The sequence below is a fragment of the Sphingobium sp. C100 genome (assembly GCF_000508185.1).
In the GTDB taxonomy this organism is placed as follows: domain Bacteria; phylum Pseudomonadota; class Alphaproteobacteria; order Sphingomonadales; family Sphingomonadaceae; genus Sphingobium.
On sequence record NZ_AYOY01000144.1, the window covers coordinates 1 to 13265 of the forward strand.

Annotated in this window: 8 protein-coding genes; 7 read left to right on the top strand and 1 reads right to left on the bottom strand. The window is 61.3% G+C overall.

The features are described from left to right. From C100_RS49130 to C100_RS36070, 5 genes are all read left to right on the top strand, one after another. Window positions 1-388 (top strand): hypothetical protein (locus C100_RS49130; protein ID WP_235219067.1); only part of this gene is annotated, 388 nt, incomplete at its 5' end. A 145-nt stretch (window positions 389-533) separates the two neighbouring features. After that, on the top strand, window positions 534-1763 hold the full coding sequence (locus tag C100_RS47520) for a Hint domain-containing protein (protein WP_024019929.1): 1230 nt from the start codon (window positions 534-536) through the stop codon (window positions 1761-1763). A gap of 86 nt (window positions 1764-1849) precedes the next feature. Further along, a complete protein-coding gene (locus tag C100_RS47525; RefSeq protein ID WP_052028282.1) occupies window positions 1850-6268 on the top strand; it encodes a glycosyltransferase in 4419 nt (1472 codons plus the stop codon). 224 nt (window positions 6269-6492) lie between these two features. Beyond that, complete coding sequence (locus C100_RS36065) at window positions 6493-7764, top strand: ammonium transporter (RefSeq protein ID WP_024019931.1); 1272 nt, start codon at window positions 6493-6495, stop codon at window positions 7762-7764. 4 nt (window positions 7765-7768) lie between these two features. Next, window positions 7769-8614, top strand: coding sequence for a glycosyltransferase (locus C100_RS36070; protein WP_024019932.1), 846 nt, complete (start codon window positions 7769-7771; stop codon window positions 8612-8614). Here the strand turns inward: C100_RS36070 and C100_RS36075 are convergent. Beyond that, window positions 8611-9942, bottom strand: a complete 1332-nt coding sequence (locus C100_RS36075; RefSeq protein WP_024019933.1) for an MFS transporter — start codon at window positions 9940-9942, stop codon at window positions 8611-8613. The genes C100_RS36070 and C100_RS36075 overlap by 4 nt on opposite strands. Window positions 9943-10130: 188 nt before the next feature. Here C100_RS36075 and cyoA point away from each other — a divergent pair, with 188 nt between their 5' ends. Further along, the gene (gene cyoA / locus C100_RS36080) at window positions 10131-11258 is read left to right on the top strand and encodes a ubiquinol oxidase subunit II (RefSeq protein ID WP_031309457.1); all 1128 of its coding nucleotides are present in this window, start codon (window positions 10131-10133) and stop codon (window positions 11256-11258) included. Window positions 11259-11263: 5 nt separating this feature from the next. Further along, window positions 11264-13264, top strand: a complete 2001-nt coding sequence (gene cyoB / locus C100_RS36085; protein ID WP_024019935.1) for a cytochrome o ubiquinol oxidase subunit I — start codon at window positions 11264-11266, stop codon at window positions 13262-13264. Window position 13265: the final 1 nt, after the last annotated feature.

The following is a 13265-nucleotide window of genomic DNA, read 5'->3' on the forward strand; positions in this document are numbered from 1 at the left end:
TACAGAATTGACTATTCTGTCACTCATTGGATCTGTGAGGGGCGATATGGTTGGCGCAGGAGCACAAGGCACGATATTAAGCAAGGCTTGCTCCACCAGAGAATATCTTGCGATCTTCTTGGGTGTTGATGATGGCGACAAGGCCTGCGTTGCATATGCCCTCGCGCCCGTTCAGCCGCTGGTGGATCATAGAACCAATCATCGGCTACCAACTAGTCACACCTCATCTTCGTCAACGCGGACAGTTCTACAGGCCCAAATGCACGCGAACCGCTCCTTGCACGGAATGCGGCGATCAAAAGCAGCGCATCACAACCGGACAAGTGTCCTCCGGCAATTTCATGCCGCGATCCGCGATCAATTCAGACAAAAACCTTCTTTGCCATAGAAATATTGGAGCTTTTCAGTCCAAATAGTGTCCGATTTGGATTAGAATTAACATTTCATGGAATTTAATCCGCAATAATATTCCCGGATCATCAATATTGCTGATTAAATAAGGCACTACCCCCCCAACAACAGGGAGATTGATCATGGCAATTCTCAACCTTGACCTTCTAGCTAGCGATCAAACGATCAACAGCGAAAATGCAGATGACACGAACACCATCAATCTCACAGCGCTGGGGACCCACACGCTGACGGTCGATGGCGTTAGCGCAACCGTATCCTCCATTGCAGGTGTACAGGCGGCATCCTCTCCCACCTTCTCGGCCATTAACGATGGCAATCTGAATATCGATTACGGCGTGCTGGGCGCAACCGCATTGTCGGGCGTCACTTATAATGTCGGCGACACCTCGAGCATCTCGGTTCAGGGTCCAGCGCTGCTCGGCATCAACCTGGGCACCCAGACGGTCAACTTTTCCGGCAACGGCTTTGGTTCCTTCACCTATGACAAGGGCCTGATCGACACCACCTCGTCCTTCAATGTGAACGGCTTCCACTGGGGCGACAGCGTCGGCGTCGATGGGTATGAATTTGACGACTTCGACTATGACTCCGTCTCGGGCAACGCCACGCTTGTTCTGACCAATGGCGCGCTCATCGGCGCCCAGACGGTCACGTTCAACCTCAACGGCATCGATCCCGATCTGGCCGCCGCCATTCTGGCGGATCCGTCCAGCTTCGTCGATGGCACAGGCCAGTTCGTTGCGCCGGTCTGCTTCCTGCGTGGCACCATGATCGACACCGATCGCGGTGAAGTCGCAGTCGAGGACATTCAGGTTGGTGACAAGGTGCAGGGTCGCAGCGGTCTCCGCGAAGTCCGCTGGGTCGGCTATCGCCATGAATGGGCGCATCGCATTCCGCAGGCCCATCTCGACGACATCTGGCCGATCCTGATCAAGCGCGATGCCGTCAGCGAGAATGTCCCCAGCAAGGACATTCGTGTTTCACCCTGGCACCATCTCTATGTCGATGGGCTGCTGGTCCGCGCGAAAGACCTGGTGAACGGCTCGACCATCGTTGCCGACAAGAGCCTGAAGCGCATTTCCTATTATCATATTGAGCTCGACCAGTTCGACGTGATCCGCGCCCACGGCATCTATTCGGAGAGCTACACCGACGGCGGCAATCGCAACTTCTTCCATAATGCGGATGTCACCAGCCTGACCTCTGTGGACCAGATGCGCCGCGAAGGCAGCCGTCCGGGCTTCCATGCGGTGCGCGACCAGAAGACGATCCGCGCGATGCACAAGCGCCTGGCCGACCGTGCCATCGTGATCGAAGGTCAAGTGCAGCCGCTCAAGCGCTCTGCCTGATCTACCCGGTCCGCGCCGGCCCCTTGACCGGCGCGGACCACCCTTACTGCGCGCAACGGCTGATCAAGAGCCGGGAAGAGGATGAAATGGACCAGCCCGTCGCCTCCTTCGAAACTATTTCGTTCGACGATGAGCGCGACCTCGTCCCAGGCACAAGCCATGAAGCGGATATCCGGCAGCCCGATTCACACCAGCTGCCTGCGCTCATTCCCGTGGCCGATGCAATGGCGGGCGCTCGCCTGGTCTCCTATCCCGACTATACGGCCTCCAATCCCTATCAACACGGCCTGTACAGCGCCTTCCGCCTTTCCGGCGAGGTCGAATATGGCACTATTCAGCGCGCTTTGGAGCTGATCGCAACCGCTGCGCCTGACCGCCCTATAATCTTCCATCTTCACTGGCCCGACCCCCTTTTCGCGGACGTCAAAGATGCTTTCGACTATCAGTCGAGGGCGAGCAATTTCCTGCGGGCCGTGCGTGCGTTCAAGGCGATGGGCGGCATCTTCCTGTGGACGATTCACAATAGACTGCCGCACGAAACGGCATTCGGCGAGGTCGGCGCCGATTTTCATCGCCGGCTGGCGGATGCCGCGAATATCATCCACCTGCACGACGACGCAGCCATCGCGCAGGTTTGCCAAAGCTATCCCATCGACCAGCGCAAATGCATCATCGTGCCGCACGGCAGCTATGAGGGCTGCTATGGCCCTGCCTTCAACAAATATCAGAGCCGCCAACTGCTGGGCCTGAAGGACGTGGACGCGCTGATCCTGCTTTTCGGGCAGATCCGTCCCTACAAGGGACTAGATGAACTGCTCCACGCATTCCAGGCGCTGGGCGACGACGCCGATCGGGATCAGGTGCATTTGTTGATCGCGGGCAAACCCATGGCGGGCTTCACGGCAGCCCATGCCCGGCTGATCGAAGAGAATAATCCCCGCATTCACATATTGGATGGTTTCATCCCGGATACGAAGGTGCCGCTGTTGTTTGGCGCGGCGGACCTGATCGCCCTGCCCTATAACGACGTCCTGACATCCGGCACGATGATGCTGGCGGCCCATTATGGAAAGCCGGTCGTCGCCCCACGCTCACCCGCGCTCGCCCTGGTGGACGAGGCGGGGCTGGGCATCACTTATGACGCCGAAGTGCCTGGCGCCTTGACCACGGCGCTGGGCCGGGGGCTGGACCTCGATCATGATGCGCGGACCGCCATTTCAATGGCCGGTCGCAAGCTGTCCACATCGCTGTCCTGGACCAACGTCAGCGCCCGGTTTCATGAAGCTTTAGCTCAACGGATCACCCCGAAAGCGGAAGTCGTCCGCGTCGGCCGATCGTCACGCACGGTGCACTATATCCGTCGACAGGATGCGGAACAGGCGCAACTGGGCGTTGGCATCGTCAACACCGGGTGCGCGGCTCGGGTCGCCGCTCAGCTCGCCGAAATCAGCATGATGACGGACCGCAGCATCCGGACCTATGTGTTCGATGCCGCGTCGAACGGAATTCCTCATTATGGGCTGCAAACGCTGACTGACGTCCTCGCCTATATCAACACCCCTGCCAGCCTGGCCTGCGCGACCAACTTGCTGCTCGCGATGATGCGCGACGACGGCTGTGAGCAAGCGTTGCTGCTCAATCCCGACATGCTCCTCGACAAGGAGGCCGTCACCGCGCTGCTCGCCCAGGGGAGAGCGGATGCGATCGTCGCGCCGCTGGCTTTGGCCGATAATGGTCGTATCGATCAGGGCGGTTATCGCAGTTACCATGGCCCTGGCGGTTGCCTGGAACTGGAGCCCTTGCTCGCTGGCGACAAACCGCTGCTCGATCGCCAGCCCTATCTGGCGCAAGCGCTGGACCATTACGGCCTGCTCCTGCCGACGATGCTGCTCGACAAGACGGGATTTCTGCCTGAAGACCATGTTACGTCGCAAGCGGTGGTCGAGTGGAGCATGGCCGCAAAGCGCAAGGGTATAGCCCTTATAGTCCAGCCGAGCAGCCAGGCACGGCCGATCGCCGAGCCGACGCAAAACGCCTTTCCGGGCATCGAACCGCTCTATTACCTTATCCGCGGCCGGTTCCATCTTGCGCGTAAATGGGCGCCTCGCAACATGCGTCCCACCCCTGCCGCAATCATCGATCACCTGAACGGCGGCCTCATCACGCCGCTGCGCAAGATGGTTGCCAAATCATCTACAGATCTTCTCCCCCTGTTCGATCGATGTGTGCACGCCGCCATCGAGGATGGCGCTGACAATGTCAGGGGGATGATCGATGTCGGGCAACGGATCGACGAGGTTATACTGTTCGATGAAGGGGAAAGCCAAGGCCGTATCGATCGGAAAACTGATGCCCAGTTATGTGGGTGGATCGCCGAACGCGCGGCCCCGACGGCTGAATGGCGACCCGGCGTCGCCTGGCTATTCAGGAACGGCCAACCGGTGAGCCGCATCGAGCCTAGCCTGCCGCGAGCGGATGTAGTCGAAGCCGGCTATGGCGAAGGGACCGGATTTACCTTTCCCATCCCGCGACGCATTGATGAGGACCGCGCCCATTTCGAGCTGCGCAATAGCATCAACGGACGGCGTCTGCCGGTGTCCGGCAGCTTGAAAGGTGATGTCTGGAGCACGGACAAAGGCGTGGGAGCGCCCAGGAAACCGATCCTGAAGGCCATGGTCGAGACCGTCAGCGACGGAATGCTCAGGGGTTGGGCGGTCGATCTTGCCCATCCCGACATCAAGATACGGCTGGACATTTTTATCGACAATGATCTGGTCGCAACCGCAATCGCCGCCGATATCGACCGGGAAGATCTGCGGAGGGCGCGGATTGGCGACGGTCGCCATGGCTTTTCGTTGCAGTTGCGCAACCGGCATCTTCTTCAGGAGAGCCTTCAGGTCGAATTGCGGCTGGCCGGCGAAGACAAGAGTCTGACCAAGAAGACCGTCGCCGTAAAGAACGACAATCGCGGCTTCTCTCCTTATTTTTCCATGCGCTCGTTCCTGCAATGGGCCTATTGCGAAGATCGAATGGGCGCCGGTCATTCCGAACTCGCGACCAGCCTGCTGCGGCAACTGGAGATGGAAAAGCGCCTGCTCAAGAAACGCACCGCGCCATCGGACGCCGGCGAACTCGTCTCCATCATCATGCCAGCCTATAATCGCGCCAGCGTCATCAACATGGCGATCCAGTCCGTACTGGACCAGAGCCATGAGAATTTCGAGCTGATCATCGTCGATGACGGCAGCACCGACGAAACCGCAGCAATCGTTCAGGCCATCGACGATCCCCGCATTATCCTGATCCGCCTTCCGGAAAACAGGGGCGTTTCGGTCGCGCGCAATCGGGCCCTGGATGAGGCAAAGGGAGACATTATCGCCTATCTGGATACCGACAATCTGTGGGACACGGACTATCTGGCGATCATGACCGGCGCGCTGTCGGAACGGCGCGGATATCAATCCGCCTATGCCGGTCAGGTCATCTATCAGACGGTGGCCGGATCAGGCGACATTCCGGACAGGCAAGAGCAAAAGGCCATCCGCCTATGTCCGTTCAACCGGAGCCGGTTGGAGGAGCGCAACTTCATCGACCTGAACGTCTTCGTCCATAGACGGCATCTCCATGGCCTTCATGGCGGCTTTGACGAGCAACTCCGCCGACTCGTCGACTGGGATCTGATCCTGCGCTACACGCGGGATACCCCGCCGCTGATGGTGCCCGCGCTGCTTGGCGGCTATCAGGCCGGCAGGGTCGATAACCAGATCACCGCGACCGAGGACTTCAACAGCAACCGCAGCCGGCTGCATGTTCCCACGCCCGCCACCATGGTGCAGACCGCCCGTCACGAGCCCCGCGGGCTGAACATCGTGGTGCAGGCGCAATCGGAAGAAGATCTGAAGAATTGGATGAAGGCGAATGGCAACCTGCTCGGTTCGGCGATCGGCACGGTCGCGGGCGTATGGGAAACCGCCGATGGCGCCTGTTGCCTCGCCTTTGACGCGCAATCTCACCAACCAGGGGAACGAACCGCACTCGCCACCACGACAGCGCTATTCGATCGGTTCCTGCACGACGACCCACCCCGTTCGCTCCTGATCACGCGAAGCGACCATGCTATCCGGGGCGATTGGGCGCGGACGCTCGATCGGTTGCGATCGACCGAGGCCTTCGCCGCGGCGACCGGCCGGCTTTATCAGCACTCCACCCATGGCCGGTTCGGCAGCGTCTATCACGACATGACCCCCGCAAGGATCAAGGGCCATGTCCTCGACTGGACGATCAGCCCCTCCATCTCCGGGCAAAAGAGCCGACAGCTTCCGCGCGACTATCTCTTCATCCCTGCGGACCATGTCGACCGGATGCAGGTGGCGGCCGCATTGACCAGGGATTTTGAAGACATGCTGGATCGTTATTTCGACTCCTTCGCCCTGTCCGACACCGCCTGCCTCTATGCCTCCGACCTGATCGCCTGCCATCGGGACGATGTGCTGCCATGGTCATGACGAACAGAGCCTACACTTATTTTCTGCTTAACATCGGTTCCGCAGGCCCCCGACCCGCGGAACCGCCCCGGCGGCACGCCCCCCACACTCGCTGAAGCGATGCGGCCGCCGGGGGTTCGCTCACATCGGCAATATTGGTCGGGGTTGGATACCGTTCTCTGCTTATTGAAGTCTTTACCAAGGCGGGTCTAGGAAAGCGCATCTGTCGATTGCCGGGATTTGCGATGCGCCACCTCCTCGCCCTGCCCTTTTTTGTCCTGATCGCCTTGCCGCAGCCCGCCCTGGCCCAGATCGCCGCCGCCGACAGTGGTGATACGGGGTGGTCGATGCTCTGCTCGATCCTGCTGCTTGCGGCTGCGCTGCCGGGGCTGATGCTGCGCCATGCGGGGCAGGTCAATGTCCGCAACGCGCTGTCGGTCATGGCGCAAGGCGCAGCGGTGGCGGCAACCATATCGATCGGCTGGGGGATTGCAGGATATAGCCTGGTCTATGCGCCGGGCGGCGACTGGATCGGCGGCGGGGCGAACCTGATGCTGGCCAACCTCGCAGCGCTGCGTGATGGGCTCACCATTCCCGAATCCGCCTTTGTGCTCTTCCAGATGGGTCCAGCCCTGATCGCTGCTTGCCTGTTGGTCGGCGCGGTTGCCGAAAGGACGCAGATCGGCTGGTTTCTGGGCTTTGCGCCGCTGTGGCTGTTGCTGGTCTATGTGCCCCTGGCTCATGCCATCTGGGCGGGCGGTTGGCTTGCGACGGCGGGTGTGATGGACTTTGCCGGCGCGCTGGTCGTCCATGTCACGGCGGGCTTTTCCGCCCTCGCCCTCGCCCTCATCGCCGGACCGAGGCGCGAGCGCACCGGCGCCGGTCACAGTCCGGTGCTCGGCCTCGCCGGCGGTGCGCTGCTCTGGATCGGCCTGTCAGGGCTGGTGGGCGGCTGGGCGCTGGGCGCCACCGATGATGCCGCCGCCGCGTTGCTCAACCATCATTTCGCCGCCTGCGCTGGTGCGCTGACATGGGGCCTCCTTGATCGCGTGTTTCCCGGACGCGGCAGCGCGACCGGTTTCATGTCGGGTGCGTTGGCGGGGATCGCCGCCATATCCGCATCCGCGGCGTTGGTCGGCACGGGCGGGGCAATGCTGATCGGCATCATCACAGCGTTGGTCTGCCGGCTCTGCACAGGGCTGGTTGCACGGCGCGTGGATGACGGGGCGGCCATTTTCGTTATTCACGGCCTTGGCGGGGTCACGGGCGCATTGTTGCTGCCGCTGTGTGTGATGCCCCTGCTGGGCGGCGTCGGTTTCGACCCGAGCATCAGCTTGACGAGCGCCCTGACCAGCCAGGTCATCGGCGTAGTGGTTGTGGCCCTTTGGGCGATGGTGGGCAGCGCGATTGCTGCGCTGGCGGTGTCGGTCGTCATTCCCATGCGCGCGAGTGCGCAAGCCGAAGCCGATGGGCTGGACGGCGCGCAGCATGGTGAACAGAGCTGGGACTTCCGCTAAGGCTATGACGGTCGCCGTCGCTATCTTCGCGCATCAGGAGGAGCGGCGGATCGGCGTCTGCCTTGCCTCGTTGTCGCTGGATCGACCGGACACCCTTTTCCATGTGCTGATCAACGGAACGACCGATGCGACCGCAGAGCGCGCCAGGGTGGCGGCCGGTGGCCGCGCCAATGTGATCGTCCATGACATAGCGCAAGGCGGCAAGTCGCGGACCTGGAATCATTTCGTCCATGATCTGCTGACCGGCGAGGATGAAGTGGTGATCTTCATGGATGGGGACGCCGAAATCGAACCCGGATCGCTCGACGCGCTTGTGGTCGCGCTGGGCGCCCACCCCAATGCCAACGCCGCGGCGGGGATGCCGCTGAACGGCCGGATGGCGGCCGCTTATCAACAAGGGCTGCGCGACGAAGGCGGGCTGTTCGGCGACCTTTATGCGTTGTCGGGGCGGTTTCTGGCGGACATTCGCAAGCGCGGGTTGCGCCTGCCCGAAGACCTGATCGGCGACGATGGCATGGTCGCGGCCTGGGCGCATACCGGCCTGGAGCGCGACAGCCAATGGGTGCACGAGCGCGTGCTGGCCTGCGAAGGTGCGGGCTTTCGCTGCGAGCAGGTGAGCCTCTTCCGCCCTTCGACGTGGCGGATGCAATATAAGCGGCTGATCAACTACTCGGTTCGCTTCTACCAGAACCGGATCGTGTCGGACATCATGACGCGGGAGGGGCCCGATGGCCTCCCCGCGCGTCTTTCAAGCCTTTATGAGGAATGGCTGCCCCGCTGGCATCCGCGCCCCGGTCTCACCGGCTGGTTCGACCGTAAGGCGCTGGCGCGGATGCGGGACGCGGTCTAGCGGTCCTTGCCCGCCAGTTCCTTGTTGACATAGAGCGCCACCATCGTCGCCACGGCACCCGAGAGCAGGTAGATGCCCGATGCGGCAAGCCCGAACTTGACCGACAGCAACAGGGCGACCAGCGGTGCGAAGCCCGCCCCGACCAGCCAGGCAAGGTCTGACGTCAGCGCGGAACTGGTATAGCGCGCTTCGGTGGCGAAGTTCGAAGCGACGACGCCGGAGGACTGGCCAAAGGCGAGGCCCAACAGCATGAAGCCCAGGATCATGAAGGCGACTTCACCCAATTCCCCGCCGGTCAGCAGCAGCGGCGCCATGACGCTGAAAATCGCGATGCCGAGCGCCGACCAGCCGAGCAGCGATCGACGGCCGATCTGGTCCGCAACGAAGCCCGACACGACGATGGCCAGCAGGCCGACCGACGCTCCAATCATTTCGATCACCAGAAAACGGTCAAGCGGCTGATCGGTGTACAGCGCGATCCAGCAGAGCGGGAAGACCGTAACCATGTGGAACAGCGCAAAGCTGGCCAGCGGCGCGAACGCACCGATGATGATGTTGCGTCCTTCGGCCTTGACCGTCGGCAGAACCGGCGAGGGCACCAGGTCGCGTTGTTCGAACAGTCGTTCGAACTCATGCGTCACGACAATGCGCAGGCGCGCAAACAGGGCCACCACGTTGATCGCAAAGGCGACGAAGAAGGGATAGCGCCAGCCCCAGCTTAGAAAATCCGCTTCCGACATGTTGGTCAGGAAGAAGGCGAACAGGCCGCTCGCCACCACCAGTGCCAGCGGGGCGCCCAGTTGCGGTACCATGGCGTACCAGCCGCGCTGATGCTGCGGCGCGTTCAGTGAAAGGAGCGAGGCGAGGCCATCCCATGTCCCGCCGAGCGCAATGCCCTGTGCGGCGCGCAAGATGACCAGTACGACCGCTGCATAGTGGCCAATCGTCTCGTAACCGGGCATGAAGGCGATGGCCGCCGTCGATCCGCCCAGCAGGAACAGGGCGCCGGTCAGCTTCGTTCCGCGGCCATAATGCCGGTCGATCGCCATGAACAACAACGAACCGATCGGCCGCGTGATGAAGGCGACGGCGAAGATGGCAAAGGAATAGAGGGTGCCGGTCAGCGCATCCACATAGGGAAAGACCAGGCTGGGGAACACGATCACCGAAGCGATGGCGTAAACGAAGAAATCGAAGAACTCGGAGGTGCGACCGATGATCACCCCTATCGAGATATCCCCCGGCGCAATCCTGTGGTCGCGCGCATTGATCTTGCGCGCGTCATCCTCAAGTGGCTTGGAGGTGAAGGCAATGGCCCCAGAACTCATATACATCCGCTCCTTGGCTGGGCCACCGGCGCGGTTTTCTCGTCTGCCAGCGGCCTGGGAATGGCAACATAACAGAAAACCTGCAGAATCTAAGCAGTATCCCATAGCCAAAACATTTTTTGCGTCCGCACATAATTGGACAAATTGCCCACTGGCCGACTCGTCGCGGAACGGTTAGGCGCGCTGCCATGTCACAGCCAAACTCACCCAAATGGATCCCGCTTTTGCGCTGGTCCGCCCCGATCCTTGCGGCGCCGCTGGCGGGCTGCAACTGGGTCGTGATGAACCCATCGGGCGATATTGCAGTGCAGCAACGCGATCTGATCCTGATCTCGACCGCGTTGATGCTCCTGATCGTCATCCCCGTCATGGCCTTGGTGGTCTTCTTCGCGATGCGCTACCGTGCGACAAACAAGTCCGCGGATGCAGATTATGATCCCGACTGGGATCACAGCACCAAATTGGAGCTGCTGATCTGGTCGGCGCCGCTGTTGATCATCATCTGCCTTGGCGCTCTGACCTGGGTGAGCACGCACAAGCTGGACCCCTATCGGCCGCTCGACCGGATCGACGCGACGACCGCGATCGATCCCAAGGTCAAGCCGCTGACAGTGGAAGTGGTCGCGCTGGACTGGAAATGGCTGTTCATCTATCCCGAACTCGGCATCGCCACCGTCAATGAATTGGCGCTGCCCACCAATGTTCCGGTTCGTTTCGACATTACGGCATCGACCGTCATGAACAGTTTCTATGTTCCTGAACTGGCCGGCCAGATCTACGCCATGCCGGGCATGAAGACGCAGCTTCACGCCGTCGCCAACAAGCCCGTCACCGGCACCGGCTTTTCCGCCAACTATTCAGGCGCGGGTTTCACCCATATGCGCTTTGGCTACAAGGCGATGGACCGGGCCGGCTTCGACGCCTGGGTCGCCAAGGTGAAGGCAAGCAGCACCCAGCTCGACCGGAATGTCTATCTCGCTCTTGCCAAGCCCAGCGAGAAGGCGCCCACCGCCTATTTCGGCGCGACCGACCCCAAGCTGTTTGACGCGGTCGTCAACCTCTGCCCCAAGCCCGGCCAGCGCTGCATGGGCGAACTCATGCACATCAACATGATGGGCGGCGCGGGCAAAGAGTCGGCCAGGGAGACCGAGGGGCTGCAATATGACTTCCCCGACAGTCATGTGATCGACCAGAGCGACCGGAATAAAGGGCAGGAAACGGCCCCGGACGCGCCGGGCGCACCCGGCCCGCACCATGAACCCGCGATCGACCTTAATCCCCACAGCGGCGCTGACGCGCACGCGCAGCATCGGTAAGGCCCATGACTGGCACACTCACAACAACGCAGATGATCTTCGGTCGTCTGACATGGGATAGCTTCCCATGGCATGAGCCCATCGTCGTCGCGACCTTCGTCGCGGTGGTGCTGGGCGGCGCGGCGGTCGTCGGCGCGCTCACCTATTTCCGCCTCTGGGGCTATCTCTGGAAGGAGTGGTTCACCAGCGTCGACCATAAAAAGATCGGCATCATGTACATGGTGCTGGGCCTCATCATGTTCCTGCGCGGCTTTGCCGACGCGATCATGATGCGCCTGCAACAGTCGCTCGCCTTCAACGGGTCCGAAGGCTATCTCAACGCCCATCACTATGACCAGGTGTTCACCGCGCACGGCGTCATCATGATCTTCTTCGTGGCGATGCCGTTCATCACGGGTTTGATGAACTATATCGTCCCGCTCCAGATCGGCGCGCGCGACGTCAGCTTCCCGTTCCTCAACAATTTCAGTTTCTGGATGACCACGGGCGGCGCGGTGCTGGTGATGTGCTCGCTGTTCCTGGGCGAATTCGCCCAGACCGGCTGGCTCGCCTATCCGCCGCTTTCGGGCATCGACTATAGCCCGGCCACGGGGGTCGACTATTATATCTGGGCCTTGCAGGTGGCAGGCGTCGGCACGACATTGTCGGGCATCAACCTGATCGCGACTATCGTGAAGATGCGCGCACCGGGCATGTCCCTGATGAAGATGCCGGTCTTCACCTGGACGTCGCTGTGCGCGAACATCCTGATCGTCGCCTCCTTCCCGATCCTGACCGCCACGCTGGTCCTGCTGTCGCTCGACCGCTATGCCGGCACCAACTTCTTCACGAACGACTTCGGCGGTAATCCGATGATGTACGTGAACCTGATCTGGATCTGGGGCCACCCGGAAGTCTATATCCTCATCCTGCCGCTGTTCGGCGTTTTCTCCGAAGTCGTGTCGACTTTCTGTGGCAAGCGCCTCTTCGGCTACACGTCCATGGTCTACGCGACCTGCTGCATCATGGTGTTGTCCTATCTGGTGTGGCTGCACCACTTCTTCACCATGGGATCGGGCGCCAGCGTCAACAGCTTCTTCGGCATCACGACAATGATCATCTCGATCCCGACGGGCGCCAAGCTGTTCAACTGGCTCTTCACCATGTATCGTGGTCGCATCCGCTTTGAGCTGCCAATGATGTGGGCGATCGCGTTCATGCTGACCTTCACGATCGGCGGCATGACCGGTGTACTGCTGGCGGTGCCGCCCGCCGACTTCGTGCTGCACAACTCGCTGTTCCTGATCGCGCATTTCCATAACGTGATCATCGGCGGCGTGCTGTTCGGCCTGTTCGCAGCGATCAACTATTGGTGGCCCAAGGCCTTCGGGTTCAAACTCAACCAGTTCTGGGGCCATGTGTCCTTCTGGTGCTGGCAGGTCGGCTTCTGGCTTGCCTTCGGTCCGCTCTATGTCCTGGGCCTGATGGGCGTCACTCGCCGGATGCGGGTGTTCGACGATCCTTCGCTGCAAATCTGGTTCGTCATTGCCGCTATCGGCGCTGTCATCATCGCGGCGGGCATCGGCGCCATGCTCATCCAGTTCGCCCTTTCGATCTGGAAGCGCAAGGAACTGGCTGTCGAAGGCGATCCCTGGGACGGCCGCACGCTGGAATGGGCGACCAGTTCGCCTCCGCCGGAATATAATTTCGCGTTCACCCCGGTTGTCTATGACACCGACAGCTGGGCGGACATGAAGCGGAACGGCTACCAGCGCCCGCTGAGCGGCTACAAGGCGATCCACATGCCCAGCAGCACTGGCACCGGCGTCATCCTGGCCGCTCTGGCCACGCTCTGCGGCTTTGCGCTGATCTGGTATATCTGGTGGCTTGCGGGCATCAGCTTCATCGGGATCGTCGCGGTCGCCATCGGCCACACCTTCAACTATAAGCGCGACTTCTACATCCCGGTCGAGGATGTGACGCGCACCGAGGAAGAGCGCACGCGCATCCTCGCGGCGGGAGTCTGAC